This is a genomic window from Homoserinibacter gongjuensis (assembly GCF_030161875.1).
GTDB classification, from domain to species: domain Bacteria; phylum Actinomycetota; class Actinomycetes; order Actinomycetales; family Microbacteriaceae; genus Homoserinibacter; species Homoserinibacter gongjuensis.
Window position 1 is genome coordinate 645,870 of the sequence record NZ_BSVA01000001.1, and the last position, 20,316, is coordinate 666,185.

The 20,316-nt window shown below is 69.9% G+C and carries 19 protein-coding genes and 5 pseudogenes; 15 read left to right on the forward strand and 9 right to left on the reverse strand.

What is annotated here, in order from left to right; translation table 11 throughout:
- Nucleotides 1–118: 118 nt before the first annotated feature.
- A complete protein-coding gene (locus QQK29_RS03580) occupies nt 119–1,210 on the reverse strand; it encodes a sugar ABC transporter substrate-binding protein (protein ID WP_284297854.1) in 1,092 nt (363 codons plus the stop codon).
- Between the two features lie 202 nt (nt 1,211–1,412).
- On the opposite strand from QQK29_RS03580, the gene QQK29_RS03585 reads away from it, so the two are divergent.
- Nucleotides 1,413–2,453, forward strand: coding sequence for a zinc-dependent alcohol dehydrogenase (locus tag QQK29_RS03585; RefSeq protein ID WP_284297856.1), 1,041 nt, complete (start codon nt 1,413–1,415; stop codon nt 2,451–2,453).
- A 72-nt stretch (nt 2,454–2,525) separates the two neighbouring features.
- On the opposite strand, the gene QQK29_RS03590 is transcribed toward QQK29_RS03585, so the two are convergent.
- From QQK29_RS03590 to QQK29_RS03600, 3 genes are all read right to left on the reverse strand, one after another.
- Nucleotides 2,526–3,038 carry an SIS domain-containing protein gene (locus QQK29_RS03590; protein WP_284297858.1) on the reverse strand — a complete coding sequence of 171 codons (513 nt, stop codon included), beginning with the start codon at nt 3,036–3,038 and terminating at the stop codon, nt 2,526–2,528.
- Nucleotides 2,987–3,403, reverse strand: coding sequence for a MurR/RpiR family transcriptional regulator (locus QQK29_RS03595; protein WP_284297860.1), 417 nt, complete (start codon nt 3,401–3,403; stop codon nt 2,987–2,989). The genes QQK29_RS03590 and QQK29_RS03595 overlap by 52 nt, the downstream gene beginning before the upstream one ends.
- 96 nt (nt 3,404–3,499) lie before the next feature.
- Complete coding sequence (locus QQK29_RS03600) at nt 3,500–4,129, reverse strand: glucose-6-phosphate isomerase family protein (protein ID WP_284297862.1); 630 nt, start codon at nt 4,127–4,129, stop codon at nt 3,500–3,502.
- 126 nt (nt 4,130–4,255) lie between these two features.
- Between QQK29_RS03600 and QQK29_RS03605 the strand changes: the two genes are divergently transcribed.
- Genes QQK29_RS03605 through QQK29_RS03620 form a run of 4 tightly spaced genes read left to right on the forward strand, consistent with a single transcriptional unit; the run spans nt 4,256 to nt 6,725 of the window.
- Complete coding sequence (locus QQK29_RS03605) at nt 4,256–5,278, forward strand: zinc-dependent alcohol dehydrogenase family protein (RefSeq protein ID WP_284297864.1); 1,023 nt, start codon at nt 4,256–4,258, stop codon at nt 5,276–5,278.
- Between the two features lie 8 nt (nt 5,279–5,286).
- Nucleotides 5,287–5,808 carry a VOC family protein gene (locus tag QQK29_RS03610; RefSeq protein WP_284297866.1) on the forward strand — a complete coding sequence of 174 codons (522 nt, stop codon included), beginning with the start codon at nt 5,287–5,289 and terminating at the stop codon, nt 5,806–5,808.
- A gap of 6 nt (nt 5,809–5,814) precedes the next feature.
- The gene (locus tag QQK29_RS03615) at nt 5,815–6,045 is read left to right on the forward strand and encodes a PfkB family carbohydrate kinase (protein ID WP_284297868.1); all 231 of its coding nucleotides are present in this window, start codon (nt 5,815–5,817) and stop codon (nt 6,043–6,045) included.
- Nucleotides 6,030–6,725, forward strand: coding sequence for a PfkB family carbohydrate kinase (locus QQK29_RS03620; RefSeq protein WP_284297870.1), 696 nt, complete (start codon nt 6,030–6,032; stop codon nt 6,723–6,725). The genes QQK29_RS03615 and QQK29_RS03620 overlap by 16 nt, the downstream gene beginning before the upstream one ends.
- A 48-nt stretch (nt 6,726–6,773) precedes the next feature.
- Here the strand turns inward: QQK29_RS03620 and QQK29_RS03625 are convergent.
- From QQK29_RS03625 to QQK29_RS03630, 3 genes and pseudogenes are all read right to left on the reverse strand, one after another.
- Nucleotides 6,774–8,189, reverse strand: a pseudogene (locus QQK29_RS03625) (GH1 family beta-glucosidase); the annotation flags it as partial.
- A 60-nt stretch (nt 8,190–8,249) separates the two neighbouring features.
- Complete coding sequence (locus tag QQK29_RS17725; protein WP_348533792.1) at nt 8,250–8,669, reverse strand: hypothetical protein; 420 nt, start codon at nt 8,667–8,669, stop codon at nt 8,250–8,252.
- Entirely contained in the window at nt 8,642–9,439 is a 798-nt protein-coding gene (locus QQK29_RS03630) for an ROK family transcriptional regulator (RefSeq protein ID WP_348533793.1), read from the reverse strand. The genes QQK29_RS17725 and QQK29_RS03630 overlap by 28 nt, the downstream gene beginning before the upstream one ends.
- Nucleotides 9,440–9,620: 181 nt before the next feature.
- Between QQK29_RS03630 and QQK29_RS03635 the strand changes: the two genes are divergently transcribed.
- The 8 genes and pseudogenes from QQK29_RS03635 (at nt 9,621) to QQK29_RS03665 (ending at nt 16,440) form a co-directional block, all read left to right on the forward strand.
- On the forward strand, nt 9,621–10,913 hold the full coding sequence (locus tag QQK29_RS03635) for an ABC transporter substrate-binding protein (RefSeq protein WP_284297872.1): 1,293 nt from the start codon (nt 9,621–9,623) through the stop codon (nt 10,911–10,913).
- A gap of 185 nt (nt 10,914–11,098) precedes the next feature.
- A complete protein-coding gene (locus QQK29_RS03640) occupies nt 11,099–11,920 on the forward strand; it encodes a carbohydrate ABC transporter permease (protein ID WP_284297874.1) in 822 nt (273 codons plus the stop codon).
- 1 nt (nt 11,921) lies between these two features.
- On the forward strand, nt 11,922–12,791 hold the full coding sequence (locus QQK29_RS03645; protein WP_284297876.1) for a carbohydrate ABC transporter permease: 870 nt from the start codon (nt 11,922–11,924) through the stop codon (nt 12,789–12,791).
- 2 nt (nt 12,792–12,793) lie between these two features.
- Entirely contained in the window at nt 12,794–12,970 is a 177-nt protein-coding gene (locus QQK29_RS03650; RefSeq protein ID WP_284297878.1) for a hypothetical protein, read from the forward strand.
- A 211-nt stretch (nt 12,971–13,181) separates the two neighbouring features.
- Nucleotides 13,182–13,715 (forward strand): annotated as a pseudogene (locus tag QQK29_RS03655) (glycoside hydrolase family 3 protein); the annotation flags it as partial.
- A 224-nt stretch (nt 13,716–13,939) separates the two neighbouring features.
- Nucleotides 13,940–15,151 carry a glycoside hydrolase family 3 C-terminal domain-containing protein gene (locus QQK29_RS03660; RefSeq protein ID WP_284297880.1) on the forward strand — a complete coding sequence of 404 codons (1,212 nt, stop codon included), beginning with the start codon at nt 13,940–13,942 and terminating at the stop codon, nt 15,149–15,151.
- Nucleotides 15,152–15,667: a hypothetical protein gene (locus QQK29_RS17730; protein WP_348533794.1), complete on the forward strand. Its 516-nt coding sequence runs from the start codon at nt 15,152–15,154 to the stop codon at nt 15,665–15,667. It abuts the gene before it with no gap.
- Nucleotides 15,565–16,440 carry an endo-1,4-beta-xylanase gene (locus QQK29_RS03665; protein ID WP_348533795.1) on the forward strand — a complete coding sequence of 292 codons (876 nt, stop codon included), beginning with the start codon at nt 15,565–15,567 and terminating at the stop codon, nt 16,438–16,440. Before QQK29_RS17730 ends, QQK29_RS03665 begins: the two co-directional genes overlap by 103 nt.
- Before the next feature lie 144 nt (nt 16,441–16,584).
- Here the strand turns inward: QQK29_RS03665 and QQK29_RS17735 are convergent.
- Both QQK29_RS17735 and QQK29_RS17740 read right to left on the reverse strand, forming a co-directional pair.
- A pseudogene (locus tag QQK29_RS17735) lies at nt 16,585–17,247 on the reverse strand (substrate-binding domain-containing protein); the annotation flags it as partial.
- A gap of 125 nt (nt 17,248–17,372) precedes the next feature.
- Nucleotides 17,373–17,474: pseudogene (locus QQK29_RS17740) on the reverse strand (LacI family DNA-binding transcriptional regulator); the annotation flags it as partial.
- Between the two features lie 129 nt (nt 17,475–17,603).
- On the opposite strand from QQK29_RS17740, the gene xylA reads away from it, so the two are divergent.
- Nucleotides 17,604–18,797: a xylose isomerase gene (gene xylA, locus QQK29_RS03675; RefSeq protein ID WP_284297881.1), complete on the forward strand. Its 1,194-nt coding sequence runs from the start codon at nt 17,604–17,606 to the stop codon at nt 18,795–18,797.
- A gap of 93 nt (nt 18,798–18,890) precedes the next feature.
- Nucleotides 18,891–20,306: pseudogene (xylB, locus tag QQK29_RS03680) on the forward strand (xylulokinase).
- Nucleotides 20,307–20,316: the final 10 nt, after the last annotated feature.

Genomic DNA, 20,316 nt, shown 5'->3' on the forward strand with positions numbered 1-20,316 from the left:
CCTCCGCTCGTCCACAGTGGGCGGGTGCGTCATGTTCTTCCTCGAAGTCATCGGACAGGGGCGGGAGCGTCGGGACGGTGGTCACCGTCCCGACGCTCCCTGGCTCATCCAGCCTGGGTCAGGAGATGGGTCCCTGCGAACGCAGGAACGGGTTCTCCAGGTCGGACTTGAGCGCGTCCAGCAGCGGAGCCTTCGTGAAGTCGCCGACGTTGTCGAGCGTCACCACGATCTGCTTTCCGTAGAAGGCGCGCTGCTCGTGTGAGAGCTCCGACACCTTGATCTTGCCCGTCGCCGCCTGGTAGGCGAGCGAGAGGCCCGCGCCGCCCTGCCACCACGGATCGGTGGAGACCGTCGCGATGTAGCCGGTCTCATCCGAGTTCTGGATGTTCTCGAGCGCCTCGGGAACCGCGTCGAAGCCGACGATCGGGATGGTGCCGGCGAGCCCGGCGGCCGTGAGGGCCTCGAATGCCCCGAGCGCCATGTTGTCGTTGGCGGCCCAGATGCCGTCGACCTGGCCCTGGTACTGGCTCAGCAGCGTCTGGGTGACCGAGAACGCCTCGGCCCGGTCCCAGTTGGCGGTCTGGTCGGCGAGGAGCTTGATGCCCGGGTTCGCCTCGAGCGCCTTCTGCAGGCCGGCGAAGCGCTGCTTCGCGGGGACGTTGTCGAGGATGCCCTGCAGCGCGATGATGTTGCCGGAGCCGCCCATCGCGTCGAAGAGGGCCTGCGACACCTCTTCACCGCTGGTCTCGCCGTTGAACGAGATGTGCGCGACCCAGTTGTCGCTCACATCCCACGGCCACAGGTCGTCGGGCTTGTTCCACTGCGTGACGACGTAGCCGCCCGCCTCGGTGACGGCCTTGACGATGGCTTCCGTGGTCGAGGAGTCGTTGGGGTCGACGTTCAGGGCGAACACCTTGCCCTCCGCGCCGAGCGCGCGGATCTTCGACAGCTGCGTCTGCGAGTCGCCCTCGTCGACGATCGTGACGACCTCGACGTCGGCCCAGTCGCCGAACAGGGCACCGCCGTCGGCCCAGTTAGCGTGGTACGGGTTGGACATGCTGCGGATGGACTGCACGGCGGTGACGTCGTCCGACGTGCCCCCGGTCGATCCGCTGTCGTCCGAGGCGGACGAGCAACCGATCAGCGCAGCGGCCAGGGTCAGTGCGATACCCCCGGCGACGATGCCACGCCTGCGGAAAATGTGATTCATCGAAGGAATCTCCTTTTTCACCTCTTTGTGGGAACGACTCGACGATGATCGAGCCGATTTCGTAGTCATACTACGCGGTCCGGCCGCCCAGTCAACTCGAACTGTGCTCAGAGCCGTCAATATCCCCCATTTTGGTAGTAGTGCTACGCATATACTCGTTTTGACGTCCCTCTTCCGGGACGAGCGCAAAGGAGCAGAGAACGTGTCCGAAACTTCCCAGAATGCACAGCGCTGGCGCGCCAAGGTGACGCGGTCAGGTGTCGTCGAGATCCTCGAGGAAGCGGCAGCCGAGCTCGGCGCCACCGAGGCGCGCGTGTCGATGCGGATCGCCGGCGTCTGCGGCTCGGATACGCACGCGTACCACGGCCGCCACCCCCAGATGTCGATCCCGTACTACCCGGGCCACGAAGTCGTGGGAGTCGTCGAGGAGCTCGGCGCCGAGGTGACCGGGCTCGCGGTGGGCACCCGCGTCACCCCCGAGCCGACGCTGCCCTGCGGCACCTGCAAGGTATGTCGCGCCGGTCACGAGAACGTGTGCGAGAACCTGCAGTTCTTCGGATGCGGATACCGCGAGGGCGGTATGGCCGAGAACTTCACCATCCCGGCCGACCGACTCCGCCTCGTGCCCGACGACCTCAGCGACGACCAGGCGATCCTCATCGAGCCGCTCGCGACCCCGGTGCACGCCGCCCGCCTCGCGGGAGATCTCACCGGCAAAGTCGTGCTCATCCACGGCTGCGGCACGATCGGCCTGCTCATGCTCGCCGCCGCGCGCGCCGCCGGCGCCGGCCGCATCGTCATGAGCGACCTGCTCCCCGCCAAGCGCGAGGTCGCGACGCGCCTCGGCGCCGACGCGACGATCGACGCCGCCTCGGCGACCTTCGTCGACGACGCCATCGCGGCCCTCGGCGAGACCGCCGACGTCGTCTTCGACTGCGTCTCGATCCAGAGCACGGTCTCGGCCTCCACCGCGATCGTGTCGAAGGCCGGCACCGTCGTGATCGTGGGCGTCCCGGCGCGGCCCGTCGAGATCGATCTGCCGACCGTGCAGGATCGCCAGATCACGGTGCAGGGGGCGGCCACCTACGTGCGCGAGGACTACGAAACGGCGATCGAGATCATCCGTTCGGGTGCCGTCGACCCCTCGGTCATGCTCTCGAGCCGCTTCCCGTACACCCGCACCCAGGAAGCCTTCGACCTCGCGGCCACCGGGGCGGAGATCAAGGTCGTCGTCACGGCCTGACACCCCACGTCGGCGAACGGGCCGCGCACCACTGCGGTGCGCGGCCCGTTCCGTCATCCGGACGGATGCAGCTCAGTCCTTCATGCCGCCTTCACGGAACTCGCGCAGGCCTTCCTTCATGGCACGGAACTCCTCGGCGTGCTCGCCACCACGGCGCACCGCGACGGCGGCGGCGAGCGCGTCGATCACGGCGAGCCCCGCGATGCGGCTCGCGGACGGCGTGTAGCGATCGGTGTTCTCGAAGGTGCGCACGACGATCGGCACATCGACGTGCTGAAGCAGCTCGGACTCGTCGTATCCCGTGATCGCGACGACCGGCAGTCCGCGTTCGTGGGCGAGTTCGGCGAGCTGCACGACCTCGCGCGTGCGACCGGTGTTCGAGATCGCGACCACGACCGCACCCGGCGGCAGGGTCGCCACGGTCATGTACGCCTGGTGCGGATCCGTGGGCGCCGACAGCGGTCGGCCGAACACGGCGACCTTCTGGGCGGCGTCGAACGCGATGACGTTGGATGCGCCGAAGCCCAGGAAGACTATCGACGGCGCCTGCTCGAACAGGTCGACCGCGCGCTCGAGGGCGGACACCTCGAGGAGCCGCGCGCGCGGTCGAGACTCGTGATGGTGTGGTCGAAGACCTTGCGCGAGATATCCGCGACGGTGTCGTCATCGTCGATCGCCGAGAAGGTCACCGGCATACCGAGCGCGAGGGACTTCGCGAGGGCGATCTTGAACGCCTGATAGCCGTCGCACCCCATCGAGAGCGCGAAGCGCATGACCGTCGGCTCGCTCACGTTCGCGACGTCGGCCGCTCGCGCCATCGTGTACTCGGTGAACGCGGCCGGGTCGGCGAGGATCGCCTCGGCGACCTTGCGCTCGGACTTGCTCAGCGCGTCGACGTGAAGCGAGATGCGGTCGAGTATCGACTGGTGGTCGGCATCATCGATTCCCAACGGTTCCCCTTCGTGGATGCTGTCGAGGGGCGTGTGTCCGGCCATGACGGAAGTCCAGCAGCTTGGCGCCCCTGTGCCAAGTCCCCGGGTGCGGACTCAGCGTGTCGCACGCCCGGATTCGTAACCTCGGTGCCCCGGATTGGGAATCGCCTCCCAGCCGCCGTCACCGTCGTCGACCACGAGTTCGCGCATCCCTCCGGCACGCGCGATGATCTCGTAGTCCTGGCCTGCATCTGTGTTGTAGCAGAAGATCGTGACGAAGGCTTCATTTCCCACGTTGACGCTCCGATGCACCCAGCCACCGGGAACGTGCGCAGCGCGGCCGGGCGTGAGCTCGATCGCCTCAGTGCGCCCGTCGAGCGAGTCCATGAGCATGACGCCGCGCCCGCTGATGCAGTAGTACAGCTCAGCGCGATCGGACCGGGCGTGGAGGTGGCCACGAGTGAGGGCGAACTCCGCGCCGACGCGGCCCGGTTCGAGTCGGCTCGTGCCGATCGTGAGGCCGCCCGGCCCCTCGCCGTAGTCGTGCGATTGCACGGAGTAGACCTCGGCGTCGGCCCCGAGCCGTGCGACCTCCGCTGCATACGACTCGGCGTCGGAGTAGACGCCCTCGAGCCGCTTGAGTTGCACGCGGTACGTGGAGGACCTTCCCTCCATCGCCCCGTCGACGGCGATGTCGAGAAGGGCGGGGTCGGGCACAGTGGCCGCTCCATTCTGTTCGATCATGTAGCTATACTACCGAATCAGGGACTCACGACGCCTCCGGTGGGCGTATATGACCGAAAATCCGTAGTCCTACTACTGAGACCGGGGCGCGCCGCGCCCCGCAACCCCCAATGGAGGGAAGAAGCGATGAAGGCCGTCGTATTCCGCGAGGGCGCCCGTTGGGCTGTCGAAGACGTTCCGAAGCCGGTGCCTGCCGAGGGCGAGGTGCTGCTCGAGGTCATCCGCACCGGCGTGTGCGGCACCGACGAGCATCTGCTCCACGGAGGCTTCATCGCGAAGCTCCCCCTCATCCCCGGCCATGAGATCCTCGGTCGCGTGGTCGAGCACGGCCCCGGCGTCACCTCGCCGGCCGTCGGCACGGTCGTCGTGGTCGACAACACGATCCACTGCGGCCACTGCGACCCCTGCCTCACCGGACGCGCGCTGTTCTGCGAGAACTTCGTCTCGCTCGGCTGCAACGCGCCCGGCGGCTTCGCGGAGTACGTCGCCGTCCAGGCGGCCAAGACCTTCGACACCGACGGGATGGACCTGACCACCGCCGGGCTCGCCGAGCCCACGGCGTGCGCCGTGCACGGGGCCGACATGCTCGCCCTGCGGCCCGGCTCCGACGTGCTCGTCTTCGGCGCGGGCCCGACCGGCCTCATCCTCGCGCAGTTGTTGCGCGCCTCCGGGGCCTCACGCGTCGTCGTGGCGGCACCCACCGCGAGCAAGCTCGAGCTCGCGCGCGAACTCGGCATCGACGAGACCGTGCAGCTCGACCGCAACGACCCGGATGCGGCGGAAGACACCCTGCGGGCTCTCGCTCCGAAGGGGTTCGACGCGGTCGTGGAGGCGACCGGCTCGACCGCCGTGTTCGAACTCGCCGTGCGCCTCACCGCGACCGGAGGCACGGTGCTCGTCTACGGCCTGGCCGGCGAAGACGCCACCGCGAAGGTGTTCCCCTACGAGATCTTCGCGCGCGAGCTCACCATCAAGGGCTCCTACGCGCAGGCGTTCACGATGAAGCGCGCCGTCGACATCCTGAAGTCGGGCGCGATCCGCACGGAGGGTATCGTGACCGAGGTCGTCGGTTTCGAGGACTTCGAGCGCGGACTCGCCAATCTGCATGACTCCAGCCAGATCAAGACCGTCTTCGAACCCCAGAAATGAGCACCGACATGACCACGCCTGTTCAGCCCCTCGTCATCGACCACATCGGATTCCTCGTCGAGAACCTCGAAGAGGCGATCGAGCGCTGGTCGGTCGCGACGGGCTACACCTTCAGCCCCATCGCCCGCTACCGCACCCAGAGCTGGGTCGACGACAGCAACCCCGAGCCGCACTGGCACGACGCGCGCATCTCCTTCTCCAAGGAGGGCTCGCCCGCCATCGAGCTCATGGAGTTCCACGGTGAGGGCACGCACTCTGCACGGGAGGGCGAAGGCTTCCACCACATCGCGTTCATGAACGTGACCGACATCCAGGAGCGGAAGCAGCAGATGGCGCAGCTGGGGTTCTCCAACAACGGTCAGGCGATCGACGAGAATGGCAATGTCATCCTCTGGTTCACCGAGAAGAAGGACCTCAACAATGTGCGCCTCGAGTACGTCAGCGCCGATCCGCAGCCGATCGTGGCGGACAACGGCGACGCCCTCGCTCCCGACGCCGCCGGCAAGCCCGACCTCTGGGCTCCTCGGTAGGCCGTGATGGGCGCTGCCGCGCTCGTCGTGGGCGAGACCCTGATCGACGTCGTCCACGCCGAGGGTGACCAGCCGACCGAGAAGGTCGGCGGGAGCGCCACCAACACCGCCGTGGCCCTGCGCCGTCTCGGCCGCGATGTGCTCATGGCGACATCGTTCGGCCGAGACGAGCGGGGGCCGCGATCGCCGAGTTCCTGGAAGCCGAACGCATCCCGCTGGCCGTGGATCCCTATGTGATCCCGCACACCTCGACCGCGACCGCGACGATCGGCGCCGACGGGGCCGCGAGCTACACCTTCGACCTCGACTGGCGGCTCGGCGAACTGCTGCCGGCCGAACGCCCCGAGCTCGTGCACGTGGCCTCGCTCGGCGCGGTCGTGCCGCCGGGGAGCGCGGCGGTGCTCGCCATGGTGCGCGACCTCGCGGCGAGCACGACCGTGAGCTACGACCTGAACCTGCGGCCCGCCATGGTGGACTACCAGAGCGACCTCGCGGGCACGATCGGTCGGCTCGTCGACATCGCCCACATCGTCAAGGCGAGCGACGAGGACCTCGCGATGCTCTTCCCGCACCTGAGCTGGGACGACGCCGCCCGCGAACTGCTCGCGCGCGGTCCCGCCCTCGTCGTGATCACCTTGGGCGACAAGGGCTGCGCCTGGGTGGATGCCGACGGCACGGTCTCGGTGCCCGCTCACCCCACGACGGTCGTCGACACCATCGGCGCCGGCGACACCTTCGGTGCGGCACTGCTGGACGGGCTGTGGCGCCACCAGCTGCTGGATCGGGCGCGCGCCGGTCGCCTCGAGATCGACGACGCGACACGGGTAGAGATCCTCACGCGGGCGGCACGCGCGGCCGCCATCTGCGTCGCGCGACGCGGAGCGAACCCGCCCACGCTCGCCGAGCTCGACGGCTGAGGCGGGCATCCGCCGTTCGCCGCCCCGGCCTGGCCTATCCGGGCCGGCCTAGGGGATGCGCCGCGTCGCGATGAGCTCCCGCAGCCAGAGCGCCGAGTCCTTGAGGATGCGCTCCTGCGTGTCGTAGTCGACCCGCACGATGCCGAAGCGCTTGGAGTAGCCGTAGCCCCACTCGAAGTTGTCGAGCAGCGACCACACCTGGTAGCCGCGCAGGTCCACCCCCTGCGCCATCGCCCGGTGCGCCGCCCCGAAGTGACGCCGCAGGTAGTCCACGCGTTCGACGTCGTGCACGCGCGGACCCGCCTCCGTCTGGGTCACCCGGTCGGGGAACGCCGCGCCGTTCTCGGTGATCATGAGCGGCTGCTCGGGGAACTGCGCCTTCAGCGAGAGCAGCAGCTCCTCGAGCCCGTCGGGCACGATGTTCCAGCCCATGTCGGTGAAGGGGCCGGCCTGCGGCAGGAACTCGACGTTCCGCGAGCCCGGCCAGGGCGAGCCACCCATGTCCTTGTGGCCGTCGTTGTTGGTGCGCGGGCTGACGCCATCCCACATCCGCACCGTCACCGTGGAGTAGTAGTTGACGCCGAGCACCTCGAGCGGCTGGTTGATCTGCGCAAGGTCGCCGTCGCGCACGAAGCCCCAGTCGGTGACCTCGCGCGTGTCGTCGAGCAGATCGGCGGGGTACTCGCCCAGCAGGATCGGATGCGTGAACGCCCGGTTGGCGAGGCCGTCGACGCGGCGGATCGCCTCGGGCGACGTGTCGTCGCTGCCCCGGATGACGTGGAAGTTGAGCGTGACTGAGAGGTCGGGGTCGTTGGTCGCCGCGCGACGCACCTCTTGCACCGCGAGGCCGTGGGCGAGGTTCAGGTGGTGCACGGCAGCGAGCGCCGCTGCACCGTCCGTGCGCCCCGGCGCATGCGCTCCCGAACCGTAGCCGAGGTAGGCCGAGCACCACGGCTCGTTGAGCGTCGTCCAGGTCGCGACGCGGTCGCCGAGCGCCTCGGCGGTGCGGGCCGCATACTCGGCGAAGCGATACGCGGTGTCACGCGCGGGCCACCCGCCCGCATCCTCGAGAGCCTGCGGCAGATCCCAGTGGTACAGCGTCGCGATGGGACGGATGCCGCGCTGCAGCAGGCCGTCGACGAGCCGCGAGTAGAACGCGATCCCCGCCGGGTTCACCGCGCCCGCACCGGTGGCCTGGATGCGCGGCCAGGCGATCGAGAAGCGGTACGACTGCAGCCCGAGTTCCGCCATCAGGTCGAGGTCCGACTCCCAACGGTGGTAGTGGTCGTCGGCCACGTCGCCCGTGTCGCCGTTCCACACCTTGCCGGGTGTGTGGCTGAAGGTGTCCCAGATCGATGGGCCGCGCCCGTCTTCCCGGGCCGCACCTTCGATCTGGTACGAGGCGGTGGCGGAGCCGATGAGGAAGTCGGGCGCGAACTCGAGTCCGCGGTCAGAGGAATCCGGGGGTGCGGGGGCATTGCTCCATTCTGCCCCGGTCGTGGGTTTCGATACGTCGCTTCGCGGTTACTCGACCATCGAGGGCGTCGAGCCGAACGACGCCGGGTCGCGCAGGATCTGCGAGAACGCGAGCTCGGCCGCGCCGATGAGCAGGCGATCGCGGCGCAGGGCCGCGGCGCGGATGCGGGTGCCCTCCCAGGCGACGGGCAGCGTGCGTGCCGCGACGGCGGCCTCGAGTGCGGGCGCGTCCCACGCGAGGAGGGTGCCGAGGAAGCCGCCGAGCACGACGAGTTCGGGGCCGATCACGTTGATCGCGTTGCCGAGCGCGCCGCCGAGCACGATCTGCTGGCGCGCGAGCTCGGCGTGCAGCTTCGGGTCGTCGGAGGCGAGCACCGCCGCCTCGAACTCGGGCTCATCGGAGGTGCGGCGACCGAGGATCTCGAGCAGCCGCGAGCGACTCACCTCCTCCTCAAGCGTGCCGCCCACCGTGGCGCGGTGGGCCGGATCGTCGAGTCGCGGCCGGTTGTGCCCGAACTCCCCGCGTAGCCGAACGCGCCGCGATACGGCTGGCCGTTGACGATGACGCCGCCACCGATTCCGCTCGCACCGCCGTTGAGGTACACGAGCTGGTCGACCCCGCGCCCCACCCCGAACAGACGCTCCGCGAGCGCACCCAGGGTCGCGTCGTTGTCGGCGACGGTCGGCAGGCCGACCACCGACTCCACGAGGCGCGCGAACGAGCTCTCACGCCATCCGAGATGCGGAGCCCAACGCACCACACCGTCGCTCGCCCGCACGAGTCCCGGCACGGCGAGGCCGACCGCGACGAGCCGACGATCCTGAGCGGGCCCGGACCGCAGCTCGTCGACGACCTCGCCGACGACCGCGGCGGCCTCCTCGGGGCTGGGGATGTGGTCGAGCTCGTGGCGGATGCGGTGCTCCACGCGCGCGCCGAGGCCCACGAGAGCCACGGTCACGGCGTCGATCTCGGGGTTGACGGCGATGATCGCGGGGCGCGGATCGGGCACGACGCGTCGCGAGGGACGGCCCACCCGATTGGTCGCCCCGGGGTCGGCCTCCTGCACGAGACCGAGCTCGACGAGCTCGGCGACGAGCGCCCCGATCGTCGATCGGTTGAGGCCGGTGAGCGCGGTCAGATCGGCGCGCGAGGGCGTGCCGCCCCGGTGCACGAGCTCGAGCACCGTCGAAAGGTTTCGACGGCGAACCGAGTCGACGGTGTCTCCGAGGGCTGCCACGTCGCACACAATAGCGGCTGCCGAAGCGTCGCCCGGCCCGACACCGCGGGGGCTGTGGCCCCTGGATGGGGGCGCAACCGTTATTTTGTTGTTATTGACCCCAATTGCGGCATCTGCGTATGATCGCGGCATCCCAACCACTTTCGACGTAGTTGTCGAAACTTTCGAGAGGTGTTCGAAGATGAACAGAGCCCGGATTATCCGGGTCGGAGCGATCGCCGCGGCATCCGCTCTGACCATCGGCGGTCTCACCGCCTGCAGCGCCGGCGGCGGAGGCAACGACGACGGCACCGTCACCATCACCTGGTGGCACAACGCGACGACCGACCCGCAGCAGGGCATGTGGGAAGACGTCGCTGCGGAGTTCGAGAAGGACCACCCCGGCGTCAAGGTCGAGGTCACCGGCTACCAGAACGAGGACCTGCAGCGCACGCTCATCCCGAACGCGCTCCAGTCCGGCGACGCGCCCGACATCTTCATGGTGTGGCCCGGCGGCGAGGTTCGCTCGCAGGCCGACGCCGGCTACCTCATGGACCTCACCGACGTGATGTCCGACACCATCTCCGAGTACGGCGGAACCGTGAAGCCGTGGCAGGTCGACGGCAAGCAGTACGCCATCCCCTACACCTTCGGCATCGAGGGCTTCTGGTACAACAAGGACCTCTTCAAGGCCGCCGGCATCGACGAGCTGCCCGAGACCCTGCCCGAGCTCGAGGACGCCAACAAGAAGCTCCGCGCGGCCGGCACCACGCCGATCGCGGTCGGCGCCGGCGACCTGTGGCCGGCCGGCCACTGGTGGTACCAGTTCGCGCTCGCCGCGTGCTCGACGGACACCCTGCAGAAGGCCATCCCGGCGCTCGACTTCAGCGACCCCTGCTGGGTCGAGGCGGGCGAGCTGCTGCAGGACTTCGTGGCGACCAACCCGTTCCAGGACGGCTTCCTCGCGACCTCCGGCCAGCAGGGCGCTGACAGCTCCGCGGGTCTCGTCGCGAACGGCAACGCCGCGATGGAGCTCATGGGCGCATGGAACGCCGGTCAGATCGGCTCGCTGACGCCGGATGCCACCGTGCCCGAGTGGCTCGGCTGGTTCCCGATGGTGTCGGTGCCCGGCACCGCGGGTGACCCGACCATCACCATGGGTGGTGGCGACGGCTTCGGCATCTCGAAGGACGCCCCGAAGGAGGCCGTCGAGCTGCTGAAGTACATCGCGAGCGAGGACGTGCAGAAGCGCTTCGCCGAGACCGGCGCCGGCATCCCGGCTCACCCGGGTGCCATCGACTCGCTGACCGACCCCAGCCTCAAGTCGATCGCCGAGGGTCTCGCCGGATCGTCGTACGTTCAGCTCTGGCTCGACAGCGACCTCGGCCCGTCGTTCGGCAACCCGCTCAACCAGGCCATCGTGAACCTCATGGCGGGCTCCGGCACGCCCGAGGATGTCGTGAAGGCGCTGGAGGACACGGCCGCCGCGCTGTAGCGCGGCCCGTCCGGACGTACACCCGTACAGATAGACAACATGACCAGCATCACTCAGGCAGGGCCCGCGGTCTCCGCGGGCCCTGCCGCCCCACCCACCCGTCCGCGCGCGCGCGGCGCGACGGCCGCAAGTGGCTCGAGATCGCCCTCTTCGCCGGCCCCGCGCTCATCGTCTTCGTCGGCTTCGTGATCCTCCCGGTCGTGCTCGCCGCCGTCTACAGCTTCTTCAACTGGAACGGCCTCGGCCCGCTCGAGCGGTTCATCGGCTTCGACAACTACGCGCGCGCACTCACCGACCCGCTGTTCCTCAAGTCGATCGGCAACAACTTCACGATCGTCGGGCTCTCCCTGCTCATCCAGGGGCCGCTCGCGATCATCGTCGCGCTCCTGCTGAACCGCCGGATGCGCGGCCGCACGATCATCCGCGCCGCCATCTTCGTTCCCTACGTGCTGGCGGAGGTCATCGCCGGTCTCTCGTGGAAGCTCCTGCTCTCGCCGCGCGGTGGCGTGAACGCGTTCCTCGAGTCCATCGGCCTCGGCGACCTCGCCCAGCCGTGGCTCGCCCAGCCCGACACCGCCCTCTGGGTGATGTTCGGCATCCTGACCTGGAAGTATCTGGGCTTCGCCATCCTGCTCATGCTCGCGGGACTCCAGGGCGTGCCCGAGGAGCTCTCGGAGGCTGCGGCCATCGACGGCGCCAGCTGGTGGAAGATCCAGTGGCACATCACGATCCCGCTGCTCGGCCCCACGATCCGCATCTGGGCGTTCCTCTCGATCATCGGATCGATCCAGCTGTTCGACATGGTCTGGGTCACCACCAAGGGCGGTCCCGTCGGGGCCACCAGCACGATGGCGACCTACATGATCCAGTACGGCCAGGGGAACCCCGGCTACGGCAGCGCCGTCGCCGTGATCCTGTTCCTGATCTCGCTCGTGATCGCCGTGCTCTACCAGCGCCATGCCATGCGTCGTGACCTCGGAACGTCCGACGCGCGAGGAGATGACTGACATGACGACCGCATCCGTCCCCGCAGCTCAGGCGGGCACGCATTTCAACTGGCGCCAGCCGGTCATCTACGTGGTGGCCCTCACCGCGATCCTCATCTCGATCATCCCGGTGCTCTATATCTGGATCTCCGGCTTCCGTACGAGCGCCGACCTCAACGCCTCCCCCGGCGGGTGGCCGAACCCGTGGTTCCTCGGCAACTACGCGAACGTGCTCTCGAGCCCGAGGTTCTGGGGCTCGGTGTTCTCGTCGTCGCTCGTGGCCGTCGGAACGACGGCGGGCGTGGTCGTGCTCGGCCTGTGCGCGGCGTACGTGATCGCGCGCTACAAGTTCCGCGGGCGCCAGTGGCTCTACACCTTCTTCTCGGCGGGCCTCATGTTCCCGCTCACGGTGGCGGCCCTGCCGCTCAGCATCCTGCTGCGCGACATCGGTCTGCACGGCACGTTCCTCGGCCTGATCATCCCGCAGGTGGCGTTCGCGCTGCCGGTGACGATCATCATCCTCGTGCCGTTCCTGCGGGCGATCCCCCTCGAGATCGAGGAGGCCGCGTCCATCGACGGCGCGAGCCGCATCGGGTTCTTCTGGCGCATCGTGCTGCCGCTCTCGCTGCCCGGCCTCATCACGGTCGGCGTGCTCGCGTTCCTCGGAAGCTGGAACGGCTACCTGCTGCCGCTACTCGTGATGGCTGCCGGCGGCATGCCGCAGGAACTCTGGACCCTGCCGCTCGGCGTGCAGCAGTTCTCCACGCAGTACTCGCAAGACACCGGAGCCGTGCTCGCGTACACCTCGCTCTCGATGGTGCCCGCGCTCGTGTTCTTCCTCGCCGCAGAGCGCCGCATCGTCGGCGGTCTGACCGGCGCCGTGAAGGGATAGGAATGTCGATCGACGTCGGTGTCGTGCCGGTCTGGCGCGACACCTCGCAGACCACCGATGCCCGGGTCGAGGCGCTCATCGCCTCGATGACCCTGGAGGAGAAGCTCGCCCAGCTCTACGGGATCTGGGTGGGCGCCTCCTCCGACGGCGGCGAGGTGGCCCCCACCAGAACGACATGATCGACGACGTCGACATCGACGAACTGCTCCCGACCGGCATCGGCCAGCTCACCCGCCCCTTCGGAACGGCGCCCGTCGATCCTGCCCTGGGTGCGCTCTCGCTGCAGCGCACCCAAGAACGGATCGCGGCATCCAACCGTTTCGGCATCCCGGCGATCGCGCACGAGGAGTGTCTCGCCGGGTTCGCCACGTGGGGGCCACCGCCTACCCCGTGCCGCTGTCGTGGGGCGCGAGCTTCGACCCCGACCTCGTGCGCCAGATGGCGTCGCGGATCGGCAGCGACATGCGCTCGGTGGGCGTGCACCAGGGCCTCGCTCCTGTGCTCGACGTGGTGCGCGACGCCCGTTGGGGCCGCGTCGAGGAGACGATCGGCGAAGACCCGTACCTCGTCGGCACGATCGCGACAGCGTACGTGCAGGGGCTCGAGCGCGCGGGAGTCATCGCGACCCTCAAGCACTTCGTGGGCTACTCGGCCTCCAAGGCCGGTCGCAACCTCGCGCCCGTCTCGGTCGGCCCCCGGGAGCTCGCGGATGTGCTGCTTCCGCCGTTCGAGATGGCCATCCGCGAGAGCGGTGTGCGTTCGGTCATGAACGCCTACACCGACATCGACGGGGTTCCCACCGCCGCCGACCGCAGCATCCTGACCGAACTGCTCCGCGAGCGCTGGGGCTTCGCCGGCACGGTCGTGGCGGACTACTACGCGGTCGGCTTCCTCGCGCTCCTGCACGGCGTCGTGCCCGAGGGCGACTGGGGTGCCGCGGCGACCGCGGCCCTCACCGCCGGCATCGACGTCGAACTGCCGACGGTGCGCGGCTACGGCGCCCCCTGGCCGAGGAGGTACGTTCGGGCCGACTCGACGAGTCGGTCATCGACACCTCGCTGCGCCGCGTACTCGCCCAGAAGATCGAACTCGGGCTGCTGGATGAGCACTGGTCGCCCGTGCCGGCAGCGCTCGCCGGAGCGGATGACGTGGCCGACACCGACGCTCTGCGCGGCACCGTCGACCTCGACGGCGACGAGAACCGCGCCCTCGCCGCGCGTCTCGCCGAGCGGGCCATCGTGCTGCTCAAGAACGACGGCGTGCTTCCGCTCACCTCGCCGCGCCGGATCGCCGTGGTCGGGCCGACCGCCGACGACCCCTACGCGGTGCTCGGCTGCTACTCCTTCCCTGCCCACGTGGGGGTGCAGCATCCCGAGACCCCGATCGGCATCGGGCTGCCAACGCTGCTCGAGTCGCTGCGGGCCGAGTTCCCGGGCAGCGACCTCGTCTATGTGCGGGGCACGAGCGTCGACGGCGGCGAGACCGCCGAGATCGAGGCGGCCGCCGCCGCAGCCCGCGACGCGGATGTCGTGATCGTGGCTCTCGGTGATCGCGCGGGCCTCTTCGGGCGCGGCACGAGCGGCGAGGGCTGCGACGTCGAGTCGCTCGAACTGCCCGGCGCCCAGCAGCAGCTGCTCGACGCCGTGGTCGCCGCGGGCACCCCGACCGTCGTGACGCTGCTGGCCGGTCGCCCCTACGCCCTGGGCGATGCGCCCGAGAGCGCGAATGCGATCATCGAGGCGTTCTTCCTCGGCGAGGAGGGCACGCGCGCCATCGTGGGCGCCCTGAGCGGCCGCGTCAACCCGGGCGGTCGCCTGCCGGTGAGCGTGCCCGCCACGCCGGGCGCCCAGCCATCGAGCTACCTTGCGGCCCCTCTCGCGCGCAAGAGCGGCGTGTCGAACATCGACCCGACGCCGGCGTACTGGTTCGGGCACGGCCTCTCGTACTCGAGCTTCAGCTGGGGCGACCTCGGCGTCTCGGGCAAGCTCTTCTCGCAGACCGTCGACGTGCGTCTCACCGTGACCAACACGAGCGAGCGCGACGGATCGGATGTCGTGCAGCTGTACCTGCACGATCCCGTCGCGAGCGTGGTGCGTCCCGTGCAGCGGCTCATCTCCTACGCCCGCGTCGACCTCGCCGCGGGGGCCTCGGCCACCGTGACCTTCCGGGTTCCGGCCGAGCTGGCTTCCTTCACCGGTCGCGACGGCCGCCGCATCGTGGAGCCGGGCACGCTCGTGCTCGGCGTCGCGCGCTCGGCCGGCGAGATCCTGTTCGCACACACCGTCGAGTTGACGGGCGAGACGCGCGTGGTGGACCACACGCGCCCTCTCCACGCCGACGTCTCGGTCGAGGAGCATTAGGTGGTTGAGGAGCCCGCACAGCGGGCGTCTCGAAACCACCCCCACCCCACCCCCGCACACCGGGTCGGCGAGCGCGTCCTCCGCCTCGCCGACCCGTCGGGGGCCCCACTCGCCCGCCGGGACGTCGAGGTCGCCCAGACGCGCCATGCCTTCGCCTTCGGGTCGACGGGCTTCGAGCTGATCCCACACGCCAACGGAGAGCGGGGTGCCACGGGCGCGTTCAGCACGGCGCTCGCGGATGACTGGCTCGGCGTCTTCGACACCGCCACACTGCCCTTCTACCGAGGCGACTTCGAGCCGCAGCGCGGCGTGACGCAGACCGAGCGCATCCGCACCGCCGCGCGCTGGTTCACCCAGCGCGGGGTGCGTCTCAAGGGCCACCCCTCGTCTGGCACACGGTCAAGGCGGCGTGGATGGACGAGTTGCCGCTCGACGACGCCTGGCAGGTGGTGCTCGATCGCATCCGGCGTGAGGTGTCGGACTTCCGGGGACTCATCGATGCCTGGGACGTCGTGAACGAGGCCGTCATCATGCCGGTCTTCGAGAACGAGCCCGACGGTGTGCCCAACGTGGTGTCGCGGATCGCACGCGCGAAGGGGCGTATCCCCCTCATCCGCGAGGCGTTCGAGGCGGCCCGCGAGACCGACCCCGGCGCGACGCTGCTCATCAACGACTTCGACCTGTCGAGCGCCTATGAGTGCCTCATCGAGGGCCTGCTCGAGAACGGCGTGCGCATCGACGCGATCGGCCTGCAGACCCACATGCACCAGGGCTACTGGGGCGAGGAGGCCATGCTCGCCATGGTCGACCGCTTCGCGCGCTACGGGTTGCCGCTGCACCTCACCGAGAACACCCTCGTGTCGGGCGAGCTCATGCCGGCGCGCATCGTCGACCTCAATGACTACCAGCCCGCCTCCTGGCCCTCGACCGCCGAAGGCGAGGCCCGTCAGGCCGACGAGATCGTGCGGCACTACCGCTCGCTCGTGGAGCACCCCGCGGTGCAGTCGATCACCTACTGGGGCATCACGGATGCCGGCGCATGGCTCGGCGCCCCCGCCGGACTGCTGCGCGTCGACGGCTCGCACAAGCCCGCCTATGACGCGCTGCGCGACCTCGTGCGCGGCGAGTGGTGGCTGCCGCCCACCCGAACCCGCACGGACGACAACGGCGTCGTTCGTGTGTCGGGCTTCCTCGGCGACTACCGCGTGACTGCGGGAGCCGCGAGGGCGGCCTTCGCGATCGAGTCGGCGGGAACGGATGCGACGGTCGCCCCGCTGACGCTCGCCTGACCCGGCGGGCTCCGCCTCAGGCGGCGTGCGGTGCCGTGCTCTCGCGCACCACGAGATTGGTGGCGAGGTCCATGCGCGGCACCGACTCGAGGGGGCCTCGCCCATGCGGATGACGAGACGCGTCGCCTCCTCCGCCATGCGTCGCAGAGGCTGCCGCACCGTGGTGAGCCGCGGGCTCACCCACTTGGCGAGCGGGATGTCGTCGTAGCCGACGAGCGAGAGGTCGTCCGGAACGCGCAGGCCCAGTTCGCGCACCGCCTCGAGCACCCCGAGGGCCTGCAGGTCGGAGCCGGCGAAGATCGCGGTCGGTGCGTCGGGGCCGGTGAGCAGAGCGCGTCCGTGCTCGTAGCCACCCGAGGTGTGGAAGTCGCCGAACCGCACCCAATCGGGGTCGATCGCGAGGCCGGCCGAGTTCATCGCCGAGCGGTAGCCGTCGATGCGGGCGTGCGAGCACATCATGTCGTCGGGGCCGGTGATCGCGGCGATGCGGGTGTGCCCGAGCTCGATGAGGTGCCGGGTGGCCATGAGCCCGCCCGACCAGTTCGCCGAGCCGACCGAGGGCACCTCGGGCGAGGGGTCGCCCGCGGGATCGATGATGACGAAGGGGATGGCGCGCGCCCGCAGCGCCTCGCGGTACTCCGCGGGCAGGTCGGAGAACACCAGCACGACGCCCGCCGGGCGACGGCGCAGCACTCCTCGACCCAGTCGTTGCCGGGCGCGTGCCTGCTGCCGCTCTCGGTGAGCACGACGCTCAGGCCGTGCGCGCTCGCGACGTCCTCCACCCCGCGGATGATCTCCATCGACCACGCCGCCTCGAGCTCGTGGAAGACGAGCTCGATGAGGCCGGTGCTCGAGAGGTTCGACTTGCGCCGCAGGTAGCCGTGCTCGGCGAGCAGCGCCTCCACGCGTCCACGGGTCGCGGCAGACACATCCGGGCGCCCGTTGAGCACCTTCGAGATGGTCGAGAGCGAGACCCCTGCCTCGTCGGCGACTTGGGCGAGCGTCACCCGGCGAGGTGCAGCGGTGCGGGCCATCGGCGTCCTTTCGACCGGTTCAGTCTAGGCCGACTTTTTCGAAGATTTCGCGAAACTGTCGGGGTGACATCCGTCGTTCTGATGGTATATGTTTGCTCTCACAACATTTACTCGACGAGGAGCACCGCGATGACCGCGCCCACCCCTACCCGCGAAGACAAGTTCAGCTTCGGCCTCTGGACCATCGGCTACAACGGCACCGACCCGTTCGGCGGCCCCACGCGCAACCCGCTCGACGTCGTGCACGCCGTCGAGAAGCTCGCCGAGCTGGGCGCCTACGGCCTCACCTTCCACGACGACGACCTGTTCGCGTTCGGATCCACGGATGCCGAACGCCAGAAGCAGATCGACCGCCTGAAGGGCGCGCTCGAGGCGACCGGGCTCATCATCCCCATGGCCACTACCAACCTGTTCTCGGCCCCCGTCTTCAAGGACGGCGGCGTCACCTCGAACGACCGGGCCGTGCGTCGTTACGCGCTGCGCAAGGTCATCCGCCAGCTCGACCTCGCCGCCGAGCTCGGCGCGAAGACGCTCGTGTTCTGGGGCGGCCGCGAGGGCGCCGAGTACGACTCGGCCAAGGACATCCGTGCCGCGCTCGCCCGCTACAAGGAGGCCATGGACCTGCTCGGCCAGTACGCGCTCGACCAGGGCTACGACATCCGCTTCGCGATCGAGCCCAAGCCCAACGAGCCCCGCGGCGACATCCTGCTGCCGACGGTCGGCCACGCGCTCGCCTTCATCAACGAGCTCGAGCACCCCGAGCTCGTGGGCCTCAACCCCGAGGTCGGCCACGAGCAGATGGCGGGCCTCAACTTCGCGGCCGGCATCGCGCAGGCGCTGTGGCACGGCAAGCTCTTCCACATCGACCTCAACGGCCAGCGCGGCATCAAGTACGACCAGGACCTCGTGTTCGGTCACGGCGACCTGCACAACGCCTTCGCCCTCGTCGACCTGCTCGAGAACGGCGGCGTCAACGGCGGACCGGCCTACGAGGGCCCCCGCCACTTCGACTACAAGCCGAGCCGCACCGAAGACGAGACGGGTGTGTGGGAGTCGGCCGCCGCCAACATGCGCACCTACCTGCTGCTCAAGGAGCGCGCCGCGGCCTTCCGCGCCGACCCCGAGGTGCAGGAGGCCCTCGAGGCCGCCAAGGTGGGCGAGCTCGGTCAGCCGACGCTCAACAGCGGCGAGACCGTCGCCGACCTCGTCGCCGACCGCTCGGCGTGGGAGGACTTCGACCCGAGCGCCTACCTCGGCGGCAAGGGCTTCGGCTTCGTGCGCCTGCAGCAGCTCGCGACCGAGCACCTGCTCGGCGCCCGCTGACATACTCCTCTGAGGGGTCGCAGAGTGTCGCCAACACGGCGTGTTGAGCGCAGTCTGCGACCCCTCACCGCACACCTGGAAGGGGCATAGCCGATGACGTTGGTCGCAGGAGTCGACTCGTCGACCCAGAGCTGCAAGGTCGTCGTGCGGGATGCCGACACGGGCGCCGTGGTGCGCACCGGTCGCGCCGCGCACCCGGATGGCACCGAGGTCGCCCCCGCCGCCTGGTGGGACGCCCTGCGCGCCGCGATCGCGGATGCCGGCGGCCTCGACGACGTCGCCGCGATCTCGGTGGGCGGCCAGCAGCACGGCATGGTCGTGCTGGATGCCGATGGCCGCGTCATCCGCGACGCCCTGCTGTGGAACGACACCCGTTCGGCGCAGGCCGCCCGCGATCTCATCGCCGAGTTCGGCGCCGACGCGCTCGCCCGCCGCACGGGCAGCGTGCCGGTTGCGAGCTTCACCGCCACCAAGTTGCGCTGGCTGCGGGATGCCGAGCCCGAGAACGCCGCCCGGGTCGCGGCGGTCGCCCTCCCCACGACTGGCTGAGCTGGCGCCTGCGCGGTTTCGGGCCCGCCGACGAGAGCCCCCTCGGCCCCGTGCTCGAGGAGCTCGCGACCGACCGCTCCGACGCATCCGGAACGAGCTACTGGAACCCCGCGACGGGCGACTACGACCGCGAACTGCTCACGGCATCCCTCGGCCACGACGCCGTGCTGCCGCGCCTCGTGGCGCCGGGCGCGTCGATGGGCACCACGGTCGCCCAGCCCGACGTGCCGGCTGGCATCGTCGTCGGCCCCGGTGCGGGCGACAACGCGGCCGCGGCGCTCGGCCTCGGCGCCCGCGAGGGCGACGTCGTGGTCTCGATCGGCACGAGCGGCACCGTCTTCGCGGTCACCGACAGGCCCGTCGCCGACGAGACGGGCGCCGTCGCGGGCTTCGCCGACGCATCCGGCGCCTTCCTTCCGCTCGTCGCGACCCTCAACGCGGCCCGCGTGCTCGACCGCACGGCGGCGCTGCTCGGTGTCGACCACGCGGGCCTCGGTGAGCTCGCTCTCGCGGCGGAACCCGGATCGGGCGGTCTCGTGCTGCAGCCCTACTTCGAGGGCGAGCGCACCCCAACCTGCCCGATGCGACGGCGACGCTGTTCGGCATGACCCTCGCCTCGACCACGCGCGAGAACCTCGCGCGCGCCGCGATCGAGGGGATGCTGTGCGGCCTTGCCGACGGCCTCGACGCCGTGCGCCGCCTCGGGGTTACCGCATCGCGGGTGCTGCTGGTGGGGGCGCCGCCGCGAACCCCGCGGTCTCGCACATCGCCGCGCAGGTGTTCGACGCGCCTGTCGAGTTGCCCGAGGCTGGCGAGTACGTCGCGTTCGGTGCGGCCGTGCAGGCCGCGTGGGCGTTGTCGGGCCAGCGCCCGAACTGGCAGGTCGCGACCCTCGCCCGGCCGACCGCGACGCCGGAGCCCCGCATCCGCGAGCAGTACGCGGCGCACGCCGCCGTCTGAACCTCTCGCG